The following is a 19,470-nucleotide window of genomic DNA, read 5'->3' as shown; positions in this document are numbered from 1 at the left end:
ATCGCCGCGATGAGCGATGATCCGCTCATCAGCCTGCCAGCAGCAAGCTGATCAATTCCCGGCTCTGTCCGGAAGGCACGGCGATCGCCGAAGCTACACCATCTCCTGGGACACGATCGAAGGGAATTATCTTCCCCGCTTCGCGCCTGGCTTCTTTCACGACGAGCAGGACACGCCCTGGGGCCCTGCCATCAACTATGGCAACGACGCGGTGCGTCGCTATTTCATTGATAATGTTCTGTATTGGCTTCGCGAATTCCGCCTCGACGGCTTAAGGTTTAATGCCATTGACTACATCAAAGATGACAGTGATGTGCATCTTCTTCACGAGATTTCTGAGACGGTATATACCGCTTTCCCGGACCGGCATGTCCATCTGATGACAGAGAACCCGCCCAACGGCACGGATCTGTGGGCAAAAGGGCTCTTCATTGCGGATTGGAACGACGCCTTTCACCATATCGTGCACCGGATAGCCACTGGCGAAACCATCGGGCATTTTAAAGAATTCAAGCGTAATCCATGGGAAAAGCTACGTCTGGTGCTGGCCGAGGGCTACTTAAGTATGGGTCAGCCGACCGTAGATAAGGACCTGCCTGCTCCGGCGTCGCTGCCACCCACTGCGTTCATCCATTTTCTGCAAAACCACGACCAGGTGGGCAACCGCGCGCTGGGCGACCGGTTGGCTTCCCGGATAGATGACCGGCTGTACAGGGCACTTGTGTGCATCCTGCTAATGTCGCCACAAATCCCTCTCCTGTTCATGGGTGACGATTACAAGGAGATAAACAGCTTCCACTATTTCAGCGACTATGAGGGAGAACTGGCTGAGATCATTCGCGCAAACCGGTCCCAGGAAGCCGAGAACTTTGGTGGGTATCCTGCCGGTTTAGCCGAAGAGGACATTCCCGACCCCAACACGCTGTCGACTTTCCAAACGTCAAAACTACGGTGGGATCACGCGGAAGCGTCGGAGGGAGCGTCTTGGAGTAACTGGATCCGAGAGATCCTGGCCGTAAGGCAGACGAAAATAGTTCCGCTTTTGGCCGAGGCGGGGGGATACGCGGGTACGATTGTCCCCTCCCCCGCGGAAACGGTCTTCGTTGACTGGCAACTTGGCCAGACAACATTACAATTGCGGGCAAACCTCTCGGCTATCCCGTGCTCGTTTGAACCCTGCGGTGACCTGGTCTTCACAAGTGACAGCGACCCACGAAGTCTCGACCTGGGCTCGTTTGAGGTGAAGGTGTTTGCCTTAAAGACTTGATCGGTGCTCGAGTTGGGAGCCGGCTGCCTTAAACTTCTCCCCAGCCTTATTGAGTGTCCGCGCGGCTCCTCAAAACCACGGGGTTAGGGCAAATGAGCCGTTCTGCGCGGGTCGCCTGCGTCCTCATGAAAAATCCTGGAGACCTTCGGACTGCCTTGAGCACATCTCGCAGTCCAACCCGGCGTTGCGGCCCAACAGCAAAATCGAATCGATGAGCTGTTCCCGGTCGCAGACCGTCCTTCCATGGCTCACCATCCAGTTCGCCAGGCGCAATGCGTCAGTTTGTGCGGCTTCGTTCTTGACCCAATAGGTGCCGTGGATGGAGCAGGTGCTGAGATAATTCACCTGTTTACAGATGATCATTGCCTGCGTTCGAAGCTTTCGCCCCTCATCAATTGAACCGGACATACAACCTTCCACTATCTGCGATCAATCCGAGACCGTGGGACACTCGGAACCAACGTCGTTAAAATCCGGGGACCGATTCGCGGCAAGCATCAGCTGCTTCTTAGCCTTCCATGCAGGCCACAACAATTAACAAGACAGCTTCAGCTCTAATGTGTCACCTGGCGAAACAATTGAATGGCTGACCACTTCGCAATAATTGAGAGTGCGACCGGCGCGGGGCGTGACCCGACCAAAAGTCACTTCGCCCGCTTACGCGGACTCGCCGGCCGCGTTGCCTATATGGGAGTGACGCGACCGCCAGCAAGATTCCTAGCCAAATTTTAATTCATGCTGATAGACGGGCCCGGAATTATGATCCGTATTGTTTATCAAGTGTTAGGCCAATTGACCAAACGGCTGCCATTTTAAGTTGGCGTCTACTAAGGTTCGCCACTACACATTTCCTCTAGTTGATACGATATACTTGATACAATATGGCGAATATCGTATCTATCTCCGGCCCATTGGCTGTGGGCGGGCGCTACCTAGCCGCCTGTTGTGAAGGAGGACAGCCATGAATGATCAGTCGCACCGAACAGCCGCTCCCAGCTTGCGTACATCCGGAATTTTACGGCCCTTCATACCGTCAAAAGATTTTGAACTGAGCCAGCGATTCTACAGCGCCATCGGCTTTCAGGTTAGTCGGAAAAGCGAGCGGATTGCTCTTGCACATCTGGGTGACGGCGAAACCAGCATTTCGTTCCTCCTATAGGACTATTACGAGCCCGGATTAGCGCAAAATCTAATGCTTCAGATCGTGGTTCCCAACCTCTCGGTCTGGTGGAACCATCTCGCCTCCCTCGAACTTGATAAGCTCTACGGCGTCAAACCTCCAAAACCTCCGGCTTGGGAGGCATGGGGCGGAGAAGTCGCCTACTTCTGGGATCCGACAGGAGTTCTCTGGCATGTCGTCTCGCTGGAAAAACCCCCATCATGATGGACTATCGAGATTGGGGACCGTCTAGACGCCATTAACGCGCAAAGCTGCAGGCAGTGCTCAGGCGGGCATTTTCGATAGCAAAAGGCCGGACCCACCTGCGCTAGGCAATCTCCAAGTTTCATCCCAAATTGAAGGAGGCAGATAACAATGTCGAACACAATTCTAATAACCGGAGCCAGCCGGGGTATAGGTCGCGCGACCGCCCTCAAGGCCGGAGCTATGGGTTGGAATGTCGCCGTAAATTACGTGAATGACGCCGGCGCCGCGGGAGCGGTTGTTGCGAAGGTGGTTAATGCTGGCGCTCGCGCCATCGCGGTACAGGCCGACGTCGCTTCTGAAATCGATGTCGAGCGCATGTTTCTTCAAACGATTGATGATCTTGGGCCTCTGGACGGAGTTGTCATCAATGCCGGCATCGTCGCGCCAGCCACCACCCTCGCAGAGATGTCGATCGAACGTCTCCGCCGAATGGTCGACGTCAATGTCATGGGAACGCTGTTGACGGCGCGTGGGGCTGCAAGAGCGCTTTCGCAGACCGGTAAACCCGGCTCGATCGTCATTGTGTCGTCCGCTGCCTCGCGGCTCGGCTCGGCGGGCGAATACGTAGACTACGCCGCCTGTAAGGGAGCAGCCGACACGCTAACCATCGGCCTCTCCCGTGAACTGGGACCAAAAGGCATTCGGGTAAATGCGGTCCGGCCCGCCTTCATCGAAACCGATATCCATGCAAGTGGCGGCCGTCCAGACCGAGCTGGAGTCCTGGGCGCGACTACGCCTATGGGGCGGCCAGGACAACCGGACGAAGTCGCCGAAGCGATCACCTGGCTAATTAGTGATGCGTCATCCTATGTGACAGGTACCTTCGTAGATATGTCGGGCGGCCGATAAGCTGCCCGACCTCTTGAAACGATTTTAGACTTGCGCTGACACGCACCCGTCGCCGGCCCTGACCGACCGGATGGGGCGACTTGATATCGAGCTACTCCAGCCACAGGGGAATGATGGAAGCGGCGAGAAGAAGCGCCATGGTCAAGTTTAGCACCTGCCATTGCCAATCGGATTTGAGCAGTTGAGCAAGGGCGTGACCAGTCGTGCACCACAACGCCATGGATGCAGTTGCAAAAACCATGAAGGTGGCACCTATAAGCGCGACCTGCCCCGGCGGCCACCTCACAAGATCGGCGAATGAAGACGATGCTCCCATTGTGATGGCCCACGCCTTAGGATTGTACCATGTTAGTCCGATAGCGCCCCAAAGGCTGACCGGCGCAGAAGCATCGGGCCGCCGTGACGGCGAGCCATTCGTCGCGATTTTCCAGGCTAGGTACAGCAAATAGATGCTTCCCGTCACACTGACGGCAAACTCGACAGCCGGAAGCGCCAATAGCAGCGCAGCCAAGCCCAGCGCTGACGCGACTGCCATCAATCCCAGGCCAACGCCGATACCCACAATAAAGGGAACGGATCGCCTGAAGCCATATAGCATGCCCGAAGCGGTTGCGAGCGTCGTCGCGCCACCTGGACTGAAGGTGGCGACGGCAACAAAAATGAGGAACGCCATGTAGCTATCGGTCATCAATATTGTATCTTTCGATCTAAATTTATTATATCAATCGTATCTATAGAAGCGAGTCAAGGAGGCGTGACGATGCGGCACAAGGCAGATATGCGTATCGCTGGCCTCCGAATAAGCAAGCCAGGCCCGCTTTTGCCGCTGAGCATCTTAACACTCGCCGCCGCTAGCCTCATTGGGAGCGCCGGCATGGGCGCCCGGCAGACCTTTGGTCTGTTCTTCGAGCCGCTGTCCATCAGCACCGACATCCCGATCACGGCCATTGCTTTAGCGATCGCCATCCACAATCTCGTATGGGGATTGCCCAACCTTTCGCCGGCGCGGCAGCTGATCGATACGGCGCCATGTTGGTTGTGGCGATTGGCGCTGTATTTTTGTTTATCGGGCTTGGGCTGGCGGCAATCGCCTCGTCCCCTACAGTCCTTATTCTTGGGATTGGCGTCTTTTTTGGTATCGGCATCAGCTGTACGAGTTTTGGCGTCGTCACGACTGCCATCGGCAAGCTGGCCCTGCCGGAGAACCGCAGTTCAGCGATGGGGCTCGCAAGTGCAGGTGGATCAATAGGCCAGGTGATGTTGGTGCCAGTAGCACAGAACGCCCTAATTGGCTGGGGGCCGGCTGCCGCGTTCTTCACGCTCGCTTTGCTCGCACTCTCGGTAGCACCCTTGGGCTATTTTCTGGTGGGTAGACAGGATGGGCGAAGTTTACCCGCGATCGAGACTGGGAATACGACGGGCACCGTAATCAGACAGGCGCTTGGCCATGGCGGCTTCTGTATGCTCACCTGCGGTTTTTTCACCTGCGGATTCCAGTTGGCGTTTGTCGTCACCCACTTGCCCACCTATCTCAATCTTTGCGGCATGGTGCCGAGCGCCGGTGCGCTTGCGCTTGCGCTCATCGGGCTCTTCAACATGGCCGGATGCTGGGGATGCGGTTGGCTGGGCGGACGCTATCGGCAGCGCACAGTGCTGGCTTCACTTTATGCTTTGCGCGGAGCTGTGATGCTGGCTTTCTTCCTGGCGCCCAAATCGCAGGTCAGCATCATCACCTTTTCAGCCGCAATGGGACTGATGTGGCTCGGCACCGTACCCCTCACGACGGGGCTCGTGGCACGTATGTTCGGCGTCAGTCATCTGGGAACGCTGTTTGGCATCTGCTTCTTGAGCCATCAGGTGGGATCGTTCGCCGGGTCGTGGCTGGGAAGCGTCGTGCTCCAGACGACTGGCAGCTACAGCCCGATATGGATAGCGACTGCGGCGGTAAGCTTTATCGCGGCCAGTCTGCATCTTGGCATCCGTGATGACCCGGCAAACGCATCGCTTTAACTGCAGGAAAGGTGGCATCCCGCCAATCCACTCAATGGATCGGCTTTACCCCGTATTGCTCGTATGCGGACGACATTAGCATTTCCTCACTGCGGTCAGGATAGAATGTGTAGCTTGGCGCCCGAATGCGCGATACCCGTTCGATGCTCACCAGAATGACGTTGCGGATCGTGAAGGCGCCAGAAGCCATGTTCACCAGCGCGTCGCCGTATGTGTCGAAATCGCGTTCTTCCGGCGAAATGATCCGGGCCTTGCCGACGAACTTGAAACCCCGCTGGCGAAAAATATCCACGTAGCTAACACAGACATTGGGATTACCCCGCACGTTGCGAACGCTGACGGGCGAGGCGATGTCGGCGATGGTTAGAAGATTCGATGCATGTAGGCAGAACACCTCTTTCGGAGACACGATAGGAGTGCCTTTGGCGGAGATCGTGGCCAGCCAACACAGTACGGCAGCTTTGGTTTCTTCCTGCAAGGTCTGACGAACCATAGTTTGCGCCTCCACGGCCAAACAATATTGATATATCATCGATGCGATTGATACATTTCAATGGATATGTCAAACTCATTGTACTAATTTGGTCATCTTGTCGGTTGAGGAGAGTGTGATGAAGGACCCTGTAGCGATCAATGCCACCGATGTAGCACCCCGAAGCAAGCTGTCGAATTATCCGCCCGAATTCGCTGCGCGAATGAGAGGACGCATCAAACGGCAACTTGGCGATCTGTTCGGACTGACGAACTTCGGCGTCAATCTAACAACGCTTGAGCCAGGAGCGGTTTCGGCACTTCAGCATCGCCATAGCAGACAGGATGAGTTTATATATGTGCTCGCTGGCGATGGTGTTTTGGTTTCGGGAGATGACCTTGTCCCACTCAAGCCGGGCATGTGTGCCGGCTTTCCCGCGAATGGCATGTCGCACCATCTCGAAAACCGATCCGACAAGCCATTCCTCTATCTCGAAATCGGCGATCGATCGGAAGGAGACGAAGCCAGTTATCCGTTGGATGACCTGGCAGCGGTTCGCGATGGCGGAACCTGGCGCTTCACACATAAGGACGGATTACCATACTAATCGTCGATCAAATTACTGGTCGAAGCATCAGTCCCAGTGATACAATCATGACATTGATCACTGGAGATTACCGTGCCCGTATCGAAGCCCATTCAGCTGACCCTTTCCGAAAGCAAGGACCCATTGCATGAAAGACTTGCGGATGCGGTCGAGAAATTGATCGCTTCCGGCAAGTTGGGCCGCGGCGCGAGGCTGCCGACACATCGACAGATTTCGACAAGCGCCAACGTTGCCATCGGCACGGTGACCAAAGCGATTGACCTGCTGGAGCGACGTGGCGTCGTGCGTAGCGAAACGGGTCGAGGGACCTTCGTTAGTCTCGCTCCCGACGTCGAAAATGCTCAGATAGACCTTAATTTCAACGTTCCCCTTCCCGTTATCAGTGAGGATGAGTTTAGGGCGGCGGCAACGCTCGCCTCGGCTAGACTTGGAAGCGTTCCCAACGGCGGCTATCCCGAACCGGGAGGCGGGAGCGAGCAACGGGTGGTTATTGCCGATTGGTTGGCGACGACACGGCTAACGGTCGATCCCGGAAACGTCGTAATCACCGTCGGCGGGCAGCACGCGATCCACCTTGCTTTCGCCGATCTTGTCGGAAGAACACAGACTATTGCCACCGAGGCCGCGACATTCTCCGGCGCGATCGCCGCCGCTGCCAATCTCGGCCTGACGATAAAGGCCGTTGATCATGATGAGCAGGGTATGATCCCTTCCAGTCTAAAGAGCGCACTGCTCGAGACGGCGTGCAAAGCCATTTACCTAACCCCTGTCTGTCAGAACCCGTTCGGCTTCGAGATGGGGATGAAAAGGCGGCAGGAGATCGTCGAGGTGTGTCGCCGCGCAGATGCCTATATCGTTGAAGACGACATTTACAGCATCTACGGCCAAGCAAGCATCAGACCCTTTGCCGAGATCGCTCCGGAGCGGGTTTACTACGTCAATGGGCTGTCAAAATCCCTAACACCTTTGGTGCGTGTCGGCGTCTTGATCCCGCCAAGTGGGCAGCGAGGGACAGTAATCTCACGCGTTCGCGCCGAGCTTTGGGGCGCCTCACCTTTCGATATCGAGGTGGCCCGCGCGCTCACGCAGGCTGATGTCCTTATAAAAGCCAGAGACCTTCTTCTCACCGAAGCAAAAGTCCGAGTGGAGTTGACCCGTAGGATACTGAAATTGCCTGACGTCCCGATGCCACAAGGCGCGCCGCACATCTGGCTGCCTATGGCAGCTGCCCAGGCTGAGAAGTTCGCCCGGCTCGCCCTTGAGAAGGGCGTTCGCGTGACCCCGCCCGATGCAACCGCCGTAGGGGGTGAAAAAGCAGGGGGCGTGCGGCTTTGTTTGATGGCGCCGCCGCAAAGAGCCAGTGTCGAGCGCGCGCTACACCTGTTGGCGGACTTGCGAGATGGACCGACAGCGCAAGTTGTGTAGGGGGATAGTCTTTATCCAGACAACAATGAAGGCGGCGGCCATGTCCCGCTTGAATTCTATGCAAATTAAGGTCTTGAAAGGAGTCGAACCATCGACCCGCTCGTCAAGCGGCGCGATGACGGCGCTCAGCATAATTATTTCAATGTTTTAGGCTAACTGTCGACTACAGCAGAAGCTTGGGGAATTTCTTCGCTCGAAGTTGCTCTATTGCCTTCTCCGACGATTTCCATGGATCACCCTTAAGCAGGGGCAGGACATCGTTCCAAATCACGCCGAATGCATGAATGGCATCGTCGTCCGTGAACTCCACTCCTGGGGGAAGCAACGGCGCGATGTCCTCCGTCAAGCTTTTTGTCAGCTTTTCAAGCATTCGTTGCTCAGCGTTCGCGCGCGTGATTACATTCTCCTCGAGCGAAAGGTAGTGCTCGAAAGCAGCCACGAGCCGTCCAGCGTCGAGAGAAAGCTCGCGCCAGCCTTCATGTAGATCAAAGAGATCGCGGTTCTTTCGCCGCTGCAGGAGGGCCCTGAGCTTTGTGCCAAACAACTCCTCCTTGTCATAGGACACGATATCCGCGGTGCCGACGAACCACTCATTCTCTACCTTGAACGGGTACGCGCGAGTCCCAAACAACGATTTGTGCTCACGGGTATTGATCTCCACCTTCAGCTTGAGCGAGGTTTCAGGCTCCGCCTCCGGTGCGAAGCGGAAGATGAGGTGCGTAGAATGACCCGCCTGCTCTCTTTTGAACTTCCCCAACCATGAAAGGGCGTCGCGGATTGCATCGATCGTAGGCCCAATCGGTTCGGCCGTGATCTGAACCAAGTCGATATCTTCTGAATAGCGCAAGGGCCGCTTGAAAAGCAGTTTGTTGATTGCCGTTCCGCCTCGGAAGGCGATCTTGCCTTGGAGCTTCGGTGCCGAAAAAAGGTCACAGAGCGCGCGCGAAATAATGAGATCTTGTTCGATCTGGCGAGAATCCGGCCATGGTGCCTGCGAAGCCCAGGCTGTTAGATGCGCGTTCGGGATCAAAAGTCGATCTCCACGGTTTCATTGATGTCGAGACGCCACCGCTCATCCTTTGTTTCGGAGAAGGAAAGTCCCTCGATCAAGGGCCTCACTGATGGGTCGAGTGGCGTATACTTGTCGGTTTGCTGCGCGAATGGTTGTAACGCATCTGCCTGTTTTTTGTGGTTCGACAGATCGAGCAAATAGCCGAGACGTCGGACTGACGTATTTTCAAAGTGCTGCGCGATTACTGCTAATCTCTTCGGATTGGCTCGGTCGCCGATGTCCTTCGCAATTTGCGCCACCCCATTGATACCGGTGGCACGCTTGAAATAACGGATGCAGTCTAGGAGGGTTAGCTCCACGCCTGCAGCTTGGGCGTAGCCGGCATCTGTTTTAAGGGACGCCAGCCATTCCTTTCGATTGGTCTCGCTAAAGATGCCAGGTGCCAAATAGATGAACTGGATGCGGTGGCGCCCGATTACGATTGAACGGAACTGCTGCGGGACGACAACCTGAAACACCATCGCGGCCTGGTGCGACGAGCCGTGCATCGCGGCCGCGCGTAATAGCGATATCCGGTAGTCGAGGCCCAGATATTTCATCAACGGGTCGATCCAGCGCGCTGGATCCGGAGCGCCAGCAATCCTGTCCTCGGGCCGCAGGATGATGTAAAATCCATGCCTCGGGTTGGCTAATTTCTTTTTTGAAATTTGCCGCGTCAATGCTGCGGTGAAGGCGTCCGAGCTAAGAGGCAGTTCAGCCAAGGCCTCTTCGCGGGTGAACGTAGAGTACCCGCTTATCAGCTTTTCTTCGATGTAATCGTCCAGAGATGGCATCCGTCAATCATACGCAAAAACAAACGAAATCATAGGGATTTTGCATATGATTGACGACAACATTATGTTGGAAGACCGGTGCTTGACCGCGTAACTTTTTTCCCTCACAAATGAGGCGGAAAAAAGTTACGTGGAGATTCGGCATGGCTGCGGTGATCTATCAGGAAGCTCGCGATTGCGATCGTCGACTCTCGCAGTATTTCAATTCCAATCGCTCGCAATGGGTCGATATCGTCAAGGCGATGGTTGCCGCCCGCGGTTCTTGCACTGCGCACAATCCCAAAGCGTCTGCCGGCTTCTTTGCCTGGGATGCCGGGATCACTCGCATGCGTCAGATGTTTTGCCGGGAAGGCTGGAACGCGCTGGATGAAAGTGGCGTCGAACTCATCGTAAATCATGATTTCCGCCGCAAGGTGACGGTAATGAACGCTGACAAAGGCGTCTGCGACCCTCTGCGCTCTCCCCGCAATCGTACCGAAAAAGGCCCGATGGCGGAGAAGATTACCGACCTGAACAATCAGCTTGATCTCTTCCGTCGAGACAATCCGCGTGAGGTCAGGCGCGACATATACGATCTCTGGCAGCTGTGCGTGTTCGATGACGGGAAGGATGTCCGGGCAGAGCTTTCACGCCCCATTGAATTTCGTGGCGGCTTCTATATCGGCTACAGCGAGCGCATATGGATCATTCGTCCCGGCGAGTGGGAACGGATTGCTGTCGAGATGCCGGCCGAGGATGACGGACAGGATTTCGATATCACGGTGCGCAGGAAGTAAGCAGGTATGCTCACACCTGGTCGTCTCAGCCTCGCTCGGAAGCGGAGGGGGCTGACGAAGAAGGGATTCGCGGAGGTCTTGGGCGTAACGCCACACACGGTGTTACGCTACGAGAGCGGTGAAATGTCGCCTTCTCCTGAAACTCTGGAGCGGATTGCTCAAATTCTGAACTTTCCTCCTGCCTTCCTCTGTGCGCCTGATGTTGATGAAATAATCAGTGACGCCGCGAGCTTTCGCAGCCTTACGTCGATGACTGCGAAGGACCGTGACGCGGCGCTTGCCGCTGGCACGCTGGCCTATCTCTTCTCCGACTGGGTCGATGAGAACTTCAGCCTGCCAGAGCCATGTCTGATCGACCTGAAGGGTGAAAGCCCAGAAGTTGCCGCACGCTCTCTCCGGCAAGAATGGGGCTTAGGCGAGCAGCCGGTCAAGAATATGGTGCATCTCCTCGAGGCCAAAGGTGTGAGGGTCTTTTCGCTTGCCGAGAACACGCGAACCGTCGATGCGTTTTCGGTGTGGCGAGGCACCCGGCCCTTCATCTTTATGAATACAATAAAGACTGCTGAACACGGACGCTTCGATGCCGCCCACGAGCTAGGTCATTTGGTCTTGCACCGACATGGAGGTCCGAGTGGGAGACGAGCAGAGGATGAAGCAAATCGCTTTGCTTCATCCTTCTTGATGCCGGCCGCAGACGTCATTGCCCGGCTGCCTCGCATCCACACGCTCAATCAGATCGTTGAAGCAAAAAAAAGATGGGCAGTTTCGGTCATGGCCATGATCTATCGCCTTCATGCGCTAGAGATCATATCCGACTGGCAGTACCGTATGTTCTGCATACAAGCATCAGACCACGGATACCGAACGTCAGAACCATTCGGGATTCAACGGGAACAATCAGTCGTATGGCAAAAAGTGCTAACCGCACTTTGGACTGAACGGATCACGAAAAACGAAATTGCTGAGCGTCTGTCGATTCCAACCGCTGAGATTGAGAATTTGCTCTTTGGGCTGACAGGAGCTGCTTCAGCAAGCAGCGATAGAGGCGGTCGCCCTCCCTTGCGCCTCGTATCGGATCCAAATTGAGGCCATTCGGAGCACCCTTGGCGCAAGCACTTGACTTCTAGCTCAGCCACTCCTCTAGAAGGCGGGCAACGTCGTAAGCCATTGGTTCGCCGCGGTCATCATCTGCAAGCGCGGCCAATGCTGGTCGTAACGAGCCGGGGATGCGGTCGCGCAAGTCACCGACCCTTTCGAGAGAAGCATCATAGGTTGGCAACTGCTCTCCGCGTGGAATCCGCTGCGATGGAGCCAGAAGGTCAAGCGCAATGGCCACGTCTCGGGCCGCACCGCCGAAAGCTCCAAGCGGAACACATGGCAGGCCGGCTTCGAGGGCATAAATTGCCTCTTCGACAATACCCGGCGTGGCCCCCAGGAAAGCGTCTTGCGGATAGCCTAGCAAACCCATCTTGCCGCCGAGGATAATTCGCGCGTCGGAAACTTTGGTCATCGCTTTCCGCGCTGAGGAATAAGCCGTGACACTGTCAGCAGCCTTTCCAGCACTAAGCCAGCTCGCGAACTGTTCGCTGTCAGCAAGCCTGATCCTTGATTTACCTTCACCGATCCGCAAACCATCTTCAACGGCACGCACCGGAAGCAGCCTGTTTTCCAAATGAACCAGCGTCTGAACGACAGCCGCTCCCTCTCCCCGACGGCAAGCCTTGTGGGAGGCAGTTCAAGACCCCGAGGGTTCGGGGTCGAAGGTATGGCGCGACACTAAAGGCTGTCTACCGGAGGTAGCCTTATTCTACTCAGCTACTTCCTGAACCACGACTTAGGTCCGACCAAGCCATATGCTGTGAAGAGGGTGGTGGAGATCTGCATATGCATACTGCTCGCTTCATCGAGATCGGCGGCCAGAACTTGTCCGTTTCTAATAACGACCATTTCATGCGGCTCAATCCCGCTGTTGTCGATCAGGACAGCTTCGTCGGCAATCTTGAGAGCCTCGGAGAGTTTCCTCAAGGATCCGTCGTAGCGCCTGCGGATGTCGTCTTCTGGAATGTCGTGGCCGCCAGCCTCAACCCGCTGTTTGACACGCTCGATGTTCCTCTCGACGGAATCCAGGATCGTGTAATACAGGCTGACCGACCAAAAGTCACTTCGCCCGCTTACGCGGACTCTCGCCGGCCGCGTTGCCTATATGGGAGTGACGCGACCGCCAGCAAGGATTCCTAGCCAAATTTTAATTCATGCTGATAGACCGGCCCGAAATCATGATCCGTATTGTTTATCTAAACAACTGGATGCGGCTGGCATTAGCCGTGCAGTAAAACATCAGAATCTCAATATATCCGCCCTCAACATTCGAGCTTTCTTTGTCCGATAATGCTCGCTTATCGGTCATTTATTGCAACTCGGATAGCAGTCGGTCAAATCGGCAAGCACGAGGACGGGTCTGTCGTAAATTTTCCCAATTAACTGGCTGTTGACTAAGCTTGGAGAAACTCCGTTCACTGTGTAGCGGAGCTTCGCGTTGGTTCTGAATTCCATGGCGAAAAGCTGAAGTGCCAATCGAAGGATGATTTTAAAGGACGGCATTTCGAGGCGTGGCTGATTCTGCAGGCGGTGGCCAGGTACCTTCGCTGTCCGCTCAGCTATCGAGATATTGAGGAGATGTTCCGCGAGCGCGGCTTTGAGGTCGACCACAGTACCGTCAATCGTTGGGTTCTGGCCTACGCACCTGTCATCGAGAAGCGGTTGCGCCAGTTTCGCCGGCCCCATTGTGGTTCGGTCCGGATCGACGAAACCTATGTCAAGATTCGTGGCAAGTGGCGCTTTCTGTATCGCGCCATCGATAAATGCGGCAGCCCGGTCGATTTTCTGCTGACGGCCAAGCGTGATCTCGATGCCGTCAGGCGCTTCTTCCGCAAGATGCTGAAAGACGATCCATTATTGTCGCCCGGCAAGATCGGCACGGATGGTGCCAATACGTTTCCGCCGGCGATTAAAGCGTCGGTTGACGATGGGCTGCTGCACCCGGATCCCGTGCACGACGTCACCAAGCATCTGCAGCAAGGCATCGAGAGCGACCACTTCCGGGTGAAGAAGACCATGCCCAGGATCGGCGGCTTCCAATCCTTCAACACGGCACGTCGAACCATTGCTGGGTTCGAAGCGATGCTGTGGCTGCGGAAGGGCTTTGGCTTTGCCGGTGCGTGGACCGTCAGCGATCAGAACGATTTGCTCGCGCGCCTCTTCGGACTTCAAAAAGTTAACAAAGCGTGAAAAACACGGCTCTCTGGGGCGAGTGCGACCTGCCGAAATGATTGCGACACGCCCCCGCTTGAGACATCACCCTTGGATGTCGCGGAGCGAGAGAGACATTAAAATGTCGGGGGTGTGCAGACCCAGAGGATGCTGGCCGCGTCGTCCCCGATGTTCCGGTAGGAATGGGGGATGTTCGAGCGGAAGCAGAAGCCATCTCCGGTTTCCAGGCGAAATGTGTCACCGTTGAGGGTCAGTTCGACGGTCCCCGTGAGGACATAGCCGACTTCTTCGCCTTCATGCGTGATGGTCTCGCCACTCTGCCCGCCCAGTTCCAAGTGGTGGATGTTGCACTGGAGCAGGTGGCCGTCCTTGTAGGGAATGATGCGTTCGAGCATCAGGCCGCGGGAGGTTCCCTTATGCTTGTCAAGGGTGATGAAGGGCCGTGTACCCTTGCGGAAGATGACGGATTCATCATCAGCCGGCTCATCGAAGAGCCAGCTGATGTTGGTCTCCAACACCTGCACGACGCGGTGGATCATCGGGAGGGAGGGCAGGACCTTGCCGTTTTCCACCTTTGACAGGAGGCTCTCCGAGCATCCGCTGCTTTCGGCGAGTTCCTTCAGCGTCAGCCCCTTCATCTGCCGCGCAAGTCGCAGCCGCACCCCGAGGCTTTTCTTCGTGTCGCTGAGGCTGTCGCGCTGAGAGCCCTGGCTCTTCTCCCGCTTCATTCCGCTTCCTTCTTGGCCCTGGATCGTGCTGGGTTGCTTGTCGTTGAAACTCAATGGGCCATGCCGCCATCGACCATCATCTGCTTTGCAGTGATATAGCGGGATTCCTCCGACGCCAGAAACACATAAATCGGCGCCACTTCGTCCGGCGTACCCTGACGGCCGAGCGGCACGATTCGCTTGACGACATCGCCATGGGCTTCGACACCCCCCATAAGAGCGATGGCCGGGTTGTTGAACGGTGTGTCGATCCAACCGGGCAGGACGGAGTTCACGCGGATATTGTCCGGTGCCAGTTCCTGCGCAAGCGCGACGGTATAGGCGATCACGGCGCCCTTCGCTGCGGCGTAACCCGTCATTCCCGGCGCGCCGCGCAGGCCCGCCAGCGACGAGGTGGTGATGACGCTGCCGCCGCCCGCCCTGCGAATGAAGGGGACGGCATATTTCGTCGCGAGGAACGTGCCGCGGGCATTGACGTCGAACACCGCGTCCCAGTCGGCGGCTGCGAACTGCTCGGCATGGCCAAGCTTTTGCAGCCCGGCGAAGAAGACCAGCGTGTCGATCCCGCCCATCTGGCTCGCCGCGGTGGAGACGGCATCGCGCACGCTCGCCTCGTCACGCACGTCGCAGGTGACGGCTGAGGCGTGGCGGCCCGATCTCGCAAGGCTTGCGATCGTTTCCTCGGCGGCCGGCAGGTTGATGTCGGCAATGACGATGTCGGCTCCGTTGTCCACGAATTGGACGGCAGCAGCTCTGCCGATGCCGGTGGCGGCGCCGATCATCAAGGCTTTCTTGCCCGAAAGTCTCATCTCTTTTCTCCTCTGGTCAGGTCGTTATGCGGGGTGTTTCTGGCAGGCCTGCGCCAAGGCGACCCAGTATTGCGCGCCAAGCGGCAGAATCTCGTCGTTGAAGTCGAATTCCGGGTTGTGCAGCGCCGTCGAGCGGCCGTTGCCGATCCAGGCATAGGCGCCCTTGCGCGCGGCGAGCATGAAGGCGAAATCTTCGGAGGCCATGCTCGGCAGGAACTGCGTGATTGCCACGCCGCCAGCCGGCACCAGTTCTGCAGCATTCAGCATGATGCCGGCGGCGTCGGGGTCGTTCGCCGTCACGGGATACTGCGACCTGAGATCGAGAGCGATTTCGACCGCATGGGTGCGGGCGATACCCTCGATGATCTCGTGCATCCGCCTGTGTGCCGTGCGTGCGACGTCGGGATCGAAATAGCGCAGCGTCCCGCGCATCTCGACATTGTCAGGCAGTGCGTTCAGGGAATGACCGCCGTGGATCTGGGTGATCGAAAGCACGAGCTGCTGGTGCGGGTCGATGGAACGGCTGACGATGGCCTGCAAGGCCTGCGTCAGGGCGCCCGCCGCCACGATCGTATCGGTGCCGAGATGCGGCAGGGCCGCGTGTACGCCGTTCCCGGTGATCGTAATCGTGAAGAGATCCATGGCCGCCATCATCGGCCCCGGCTGCACCGCGATCCTGCCCGCTTCGATCGAGGGCCAGTTGTGCAGGCCGAACACGAGGTCGCATTGCGCATGGTCGAAAAGCCCGTCCTCGACTATCGCCCTGCCGCCGCCTGCCGCCTCCTCGGCCGGTTGGAAGATGAAATGCAGCGTACCGGCGAAATCCTCCTGCCGGGAGAGGTAGTCGGCAGCGGCGAGCAGCATGGCCATATGCCCGTCATGCCCACAGGCATGGGTGGCACCGGCGCGGGTGGAGCGGTAGGGCAGGGACGACTGCTCGTTCAATGGCAGGGCGTCCATATCCGCGCGAAAGCCTATTTTCGGCCCCGATCCCTTTCCGTGCAGGCTTGCCACCACGCCGGTTCCAGCGAAACCCTGCCGGGTCTGCAGCCCCATCTCATCGAGACGTGCCGCCAGAAAGGCGGCCGTGTCCCGTTCCTCGAAGGCAATTTCCGGGTTCCGGTGAAGATGGTGCCGCCAGGCGCGGTGGATGGCTGCGCGCTCGTCGAAGAATGCCGGCGCCCGTTCGAGGAAGGAGGTCATAGGCTGTCCATTTGTTTCAAATCCGATCCGGGGCGCCCTGGCGTCATGACAGAAGGCATCGGTAGGCGCTCCAGGCCGAGATGGCACGCGGCTGCACTTGTGCCGGCTCTGGTCGATAGCGGCGGCTCGACGCTCCGACAGGTTTCGATGACGAAGGGACAGCGGCTGCGGAAAGAGCAGCCTTCGGGGATATGGATCGGATCGGGCGGCTCGCCTTCGAGCAGGTAATCCTTCGGCAGGAATGGTTTTGCCTCGACTGTGCTCACCGAGCTCAGAAGCGTACGTGTATAGGGATGGGCGGGCTCATCGAAGATTGTCTCGTTATCCCCGATCTCGACGATCTTGCCGAGATACATGACCGCGATCCGCGCGCAGGCGCGCCGCACCATGGCAAGGTCGTGGGAGATGTAGAGGTAAGTGATGCCGTGTTTGCGCTGGAGATTGTCGAAGAGGTCGAGGAGCTTGGCCTGCTCGACCTGATCGAGTGCGGACAGTGTCTCATCGAGAATCAGCACGCTCGGTTCGAGAACCATTGCCCGCGCGATGTTGACACGCTGCCGCTGCCCGGCGCTGAGGCCGACAGGCAGGGCGTCGTAGAGGTCGGGCGAGAGCCCGACTTCCTGCATCACGGCGCAAACACGCTCCCTCAAACCGTTCCCGGAGGCGAGCCGGTGGATGCGCAGCGGCTCGGCGATGGTCGTGCCGATGGAAACATGCGACGGGATGGAATTGTAGGGGTCCTGCAGGAGGAGCTGGAACCGGCGGCGCATCGAAAGCAGGGCATCGCCGTGCAGGGTGGCGACATCGACACCGTTCACCTCGATCGCGCCGCGATCCGGCGGCTCGAGCGAGGAAAGGAGGCGCGACAGGGTGGATTTGCCGCAACCGGATTCACCGATGAGTCCAAGGCTTTCGCCGCGGCGAACCTCGAAGGATACACCGCGGACCGCCTGCACGCGGTTCTTCTTGAACAAGGAGGCGCGATCCTTCACCTCGTAGGTCTTGGCGACGTCACGCACGCTGAGGACGACGGGCTCGACATGGACCTGCGGCACGCCACTCACGCCATGCCAGAGACGCGGGACCTTGGCGAGCAGCTCCCTTGTATAAGGATGGTCCGGGCTCTTCTGGATCCTGCCGGTATCCTGCGCCTCCACGATCTTTCCCTTGTCGAGAACAACGACCTCGTCAGCGATATCGACGATGGTGCCGAACGAGGAGGAGACGAAGACAATGGAGGTACCGAAGTCCCGCTGCAGGTCGCGTAGCAGGCGGAGGATTTGAGCGGCGACGGTTACGTCCAGCGGCTGGGTGATGTTGTCGGCGACCAGCAGCTTCGGGTTGGAGATCAGCGCATCGACGATCATCGCCCGCTGCATCATGCCGCCCGAGAACTGGAAGGGATATTCGTCGAAGCGGGAGCGGGCAGAAGGAATGCGCACGGCATCGAGCATCGCAATGACGCGCTTCCTTGCTTCCTGGCCGGACAGGCCCGGCTCGATGGTCCGCAGTTTCTCCTCGATCTGGTGGCCCACCGGTACGGTCGGGTCGAGCGCGGTGGTCGGGTTGGCTCCGATATAGGCGATCTCGCGACCGCGCAGGCGGGCCATTTGCGTCTCCGGCAAGGCAAGTAGGTCAAGACCTTGATAGATTACCTTGCCGGCAGTCACCTGGAGCGGCGCACGCACCCAGTTCACCAGGGCGCGCGAGAGGAGTGTCTTGCCCGAGCCGCTTTCACCGATGATGCCGAGAACGGATTTGGGTTTCACCGCGAAGGTGATGTTCGAAAGCAGCGCGCGCGCGCCGTCCCCCGTGCCGAGGCAGATGCTGAGGTTTTCGACTGTCAGGAGAGGTTCCGTTCCCATCACGCTGCTCCCTGTAGAACGAGGTTCCGGCTTCTCTCCAGAACGCCGCCGATGAGGTTCAGGCTACCCAGCGAAAGCGCCAGCAGGCAGCCGGGTACGATGGTGATCCACCACGCATTCAGCAGGTACTGCGTACCGCCGGAGATGATCGTGCCGAAGGTTGGCGTCGGCGGCTGGATGCCGATGCCGATGAAACCGAAGATCGCCTCGAAGATCATCATGCGGGCCACGTCCAGGACCGCGACGAAGGCGATGGGTGGCAGGATGGATGGGGCAATGTGCCGAATCATGATGCGCAGGTCCGAGGCACCAATGATGCGTGCGGCGCGCACATATTCTTTCTGCCGCTCGGCAAGCGTCACGCTGCGTGCGACGCGGGCATAGATGGGCCAGCCGGAGAGGACGAGCACCGCAACGATGGTGAACGGGTTCGGCCGCGACATGCCGAGGATGGTGATGGCAAGGATGATGACCGGGATGGACATCTGGATATCGGTGATGCGCATCAGGACGACATCCGTCCAGCCGCCGCGATAGCCGGAGAAGATGCCGATGGCGCAGCCGAGCGCGAACATGAGGATGACGCTGACGACGCCGATCAGGAAGGCGTTGCGCAGGCCGACCAGCGAGCGGAGCAGGAGGTCGCGGCCGAGCTGGTCGGTTCCGAGGAAATAGGGGAGCCTGCCGCCGTCCATGAAGATGGGCGGCAGGAACTTGTCGGCGACGGAGATCTTCGTCGCCGACGCGTCGATGATGAAAGGGCCGAACAGCGTCAGCAGGCAAAGCGCCAGGAAGAGGGCGCTCGCCACCTTCATTTCAGGAGATCGCCAGGCAAGACGCAGGATGCGGGCATTGACGCTCTGGCTTCGAGCCGGGGCACTGGACTGCGGGATTGAGGATATGATGGCCATGATTTCC

21 protein-coding genes are annotated in these 19,470 nt (G+C 57.8%); 10 read left to right on the top strand and 11 right to left on the bottom strand.

The window, feature by feature from the left end; all coding sequences use genetic code 11:
• Positions 1 to 16 precede the first annotated feature (16 nt).
• Complete coding sequence (locus tag DEM27_RS30720) at positions 17 to 1,267, top strand: alpha-amylase family protein (RefSeq protein WP_109462055.1); 1,251 nt, start codon at positions 17 to 19, stop codon at positions 1,265 to 1,267.
• Positions 1,268 to 1,390: 123 nt separating this feature from the next.
• Here DEM27_RS30720 and DEM27_RS30715 read toward each other — a convergent pair whose 3' ends face one another.
• Complete coding sequence (locus tag DEM27_RS30715) at positions 1,391 to 1,675, bottom strand: hypothetical protein (RefSeq protein WP_109462054.1); 285 nt, start codon at positions 1,673 to 1,675, stop codon at positions 1,391 to 1,393.
• 784 nt (positions 1,676 to 2,459) lie between these two features.
• On the opposite strand from DEM27_RS30715, the gene DEM27_RS33750 reads away from it, so the two are divergent.
• Together DEM27_RS33750 and DEM27_RS30710 are read left to right on the top strand one after the other, a co-directional pair.
• The gene (locus tag DEM27_RS33750) at positions 2,460 to 2,651 is read left to right on the top strand and encodes a VOC family protein (protein WP_128755604.1); all 192 of its coding nucleotides are present in this window, start codon (positions 2,460 to 2,462) and stop codon (positions 2,649 to 2,651) included.
• Between the two features lie 150 nt (positions 2,652 to 2,801).
• Positions 2,802 to 3,542 carry an SDR family oxidoreductase gene (locus tag DEM27_RS30710; RefSeq protein ID WP_109462053.1) on the top strand — a complete coding sequence of 247 codons (741 nt, stop codon included), beginning with the start codon at positions 2,802 to 2,804 and terminating at the stop codon, positions 3,540 to 3,542.
• 91 nt (positions 3,543 to 3,633) lie between these two features.
• Here DEM27_RS30710 and DEM27_RS30705 read toward each other — a convergent pair whose 3' ends face one another.
• Positions 3,634 to 4,230 (bottom strand): LysE family translocator, encoded by a 597-nt coding sequence (locus DEM27_RS30705; RefSeq protein ID WP_109462052.1) that lies wholly within the window; start codon positions 4,228 to 4,230, stop codon positions 3,634 to 3,636.
• Between the two features lie 341 nt (positions 4,231 to 4,571).
• On the opposite strand from DEM27_RS30705, the gene DEM27_RS30700 reads away from it, so the two are divergent.
• Positions 4,572 to 5,552, top strand: coding sequence for an MFS transporter (locus DEM27_RS30700; RefSeq protein ID WP_245446234.1), 981 nt, complete (start codon positions 4,572 to 4,574; stop codon positions 5,550 to 5,552).
• A 31-nt stretch (positions 5,553 to 5,583) separates the two neighbouring features.
• Here DEM27_RS30700 and DEM27_RS30695 read toward each other — a convergent pair whose 3' ends face one another.
• A complete protein-coding gene (locus DEM27_RS30695) occupies positions 5,584 to 6,045 on the bottom strand; it encodes a pyridoxamine 5'-phosphate oxidase family protein (RefSeq protein WP_109462051.1) in 462 nt (153 codons plus the stop codon).
• A 118-nt stretch (positions 6,046 to 6,163) separates the two neighbouring features.
• On the opposite strand from DEM27_RS30695, the gene DEM27_RS30690 reads away from it, so the two are divergent.
• Both DEM27_RS30690 and DEM27_RS30685 read left to right on the top strand, forming a co-directional pair.
• The gene (locus tag DEM27_RS30690; RefSeq protein WP_109462050.1) at positions 6,164 to 6,631 is read left to right on the top strand and encodes a cupin domain-containing protein; all 468 of its coding nucleotides are present in this window, start codon (positions 6,164 to 6,166) and stop codon (positions 6,629 to 6,631) included.
• A 72-nt stretch (positions 6,632 to 6,703) separates the two neighbouring features.
• A complete protein-coding gene (locus DEM27_RS30685; protein ID WP_109462049.1) occupies positions 6,704 to 8,056 on the top strand; it encodes an aminotransferase-like domain-containing protein in 1,353 nt (450 codons plus the stop codon).
• A 163-nt stretch (positions 8,057 to 8,219) separates the two neighbouring features.
• On the opposite strand, the gene DEM27_RS30680 is transcribed toward DEM27_RS30685, so the two are convergent.
• Together DEM27_RS30680 and DEM27_RS30675 are read right to left on the bottom strand one after the other, a co-directional pair.
• Entirely contained in the window at positions 8,220 to 9,086 is an 867-nt protein-coding gene (locus tag DEM27_RS30680; protein ID WP_109462048.1) for a nucleotidyl transferase AbiEii/AbiGii toxin family protein, read from the bottom strand.
• Positions 9,083 to 9,901: a type IV toxin-antitoxin system AbiEi family antitoxin domain-containing protein gene (locus DEM27_RS30675; RefSeq protein WP_109462047.1), complete on the bottom strand. Its 819-nt coding sequence runs from the start codon at positions 9,899 to 9,901 to the stop codon at positions 9,083 to 9,085. Before DEM27_RS30675 ends, DEM27_RS30680 begins: the two co-directional genes overlap by 4 nt.
• Positions 9,902 to 10,044: 143 nt before the next feature.
• Here DEM27_RS30675 and DEM27_RS34835 point away from each other — a divergent pair, with 143 nt between their 5' ends.
• Complete coding sequence (locus tag DEM27_RS34835; RefSeq protein WP_245446233.1) at positions 10,045 to 10,677, top strand: hypothetical protein; 633 nt, start codon at positions 10,045 to 10,047, stop codon at positions 10,675 to 10,677.
• A gap of 6 nt (positions 10,678 to 10,683) precedes the next feature.
• A complete protein-coding gene (locus DEM27_RS30665; RefSeq protein WP_109462046.1) occupies positions 10,684 to 11,763 on the top strand; it encodes a helix-turn-helix domain-containing protein in 1,080 nt (359 codons plus the stop codon).
• 37 nt (positions 11,764 to 11,800) lie between these two features.
• Here the strand turns inward: DEM27_RS30665 and DEM27_RS30660 are convergent, their stop codons facing one another.
• Positions 11,801 to 12,328 carry a hypothetical protein gene (locus tag DEM27_RS30660; protein ID WP_128755603.1) on the bottom strand — a complete coding sequence of 176 codons (528 nt, stop codon included), beginning with the start codon at positions 12,326 to 12,328 and terminating at the stop codon, positions 11,801 to 11,803.
• A 233-nt stretch (positions 12,329 to 12,561) separates the two neighbouring features.
• Between DEM27_RS30660 and DEM27_RS30655 the strand changes: the two genes are divergently transcribed.
• Complete coding sequence (locus tag DEM27_RS30655) at positions 12,562 to 12,915, top strand: hypothetical protein (protein ID WP_109462044.1); 354 nt, start codon at positions 12,562 to 12,564, stop codon at positions 12,913 to 12,915.
• 324 nt (positions 12,916 to 13,239) lie between these two features.
• Positions 13,240 to 13,965 carry an IS6 family transposase gene (locus DEM27_RS30645; RefSeq protein ID WP_109462042.1) on the top strand — a complete coding sequence of 242 codons (726 nt, stop codon included), beginning with the start codon at positions 13,240 to 13,242 and terminating at the stop codon, positions 13,963 to 13,965.
• Between the two features lie 98 nt (positions 13,966 to 14,063).
• Here the strand turns inward: DEM27_RS30645 and DEM27_RS30640 are convergent, their stop codons facing one another.
• Genes DEM27_RS30640 through DEM27_RS30620 form a run of 5 tightly spaced genes read right to left on the bottom strand, consistent with a single transcriptional unit; the run spans position 14,064 to position 19,463 of the window.
• On the bottom strand, positions 14,064 to 14,675 hold the full coding sequence (locus DEM27_RS30640) for a cupin domain-containing protein (protein WP_109462041.1): 612 nt from the start codon (positions 14,673 to 14,675) through the stop codon (positions 14,064 to 14,066).
• A gap of 50 nt (positions 14,676 to 14,725) precedes the next feature.
• Complete coding sequence (locus DEM27_RS30635) at positions 14,726 to 15,484, bottom strand: SDR family NAD(P)-dependent oxidoreductase (RefSeq protein WP_109462040.1); 759 nt, start codon at positions 15,482 to 15,484, stop codon at positions 14,726 to 14,728.
• A gap of 24 nt (positions 15,485 to 15,508) precedes the next feature.
• Positions 15,509 to 16,687 (bottom strand): amidohydrolase, encoded by a 1,179-nt coding sequence (locus DEM27_RS30630; protein WP_109462039.1) that lies wholly within the window; start codon positions 16,685 to 16,687, stop codon positions 15,509 to 15,511.
• Positions 16,684 to 18,552: a dipeptide ABC transporter ATP-binding protein gene (locus DEM27_RS30625; protein ID WP_109462038.1), complete on the bottom strand. Its 1,869-nt coding sequence runs from the start codon at positions 18,550 to 18,552 to the stop codon at positions 16,684 to 16,686. The genes DEM27_RS30630 and DEM27_RS30625 overlap by 4 nt, the downstream gene beginning before the upstream one ends.
• Entirely contained in the window at positions 18,552 to 19,463 is a 912-nt protein-coding gene (locus DEM27_RS30620) for an ABC transporter permease (RefSeq protein WP_109462037.1), read from the bottom strand. Before DEM27_RS30620 ends, DEM27_RS30625 begins: the two co-directional genes overlap by 1 nt.
• Positions 19,464 to 19,470 lie beyond the last annotated feature (7 nt).

Source organism: Rhizobium album, assembly GCF_003122325.1.
Lineage (GTDB): Bacteria > Pseudomonadota > Alphaproteobacteria > Rhizobiales > Rhizobiaceae > Metarhizobium > Metarhizobium album.
Note: the sequence above shows the minus strand (reverse complement) of the source record. Positions and strands in the feature narration are given on the sequence as shown.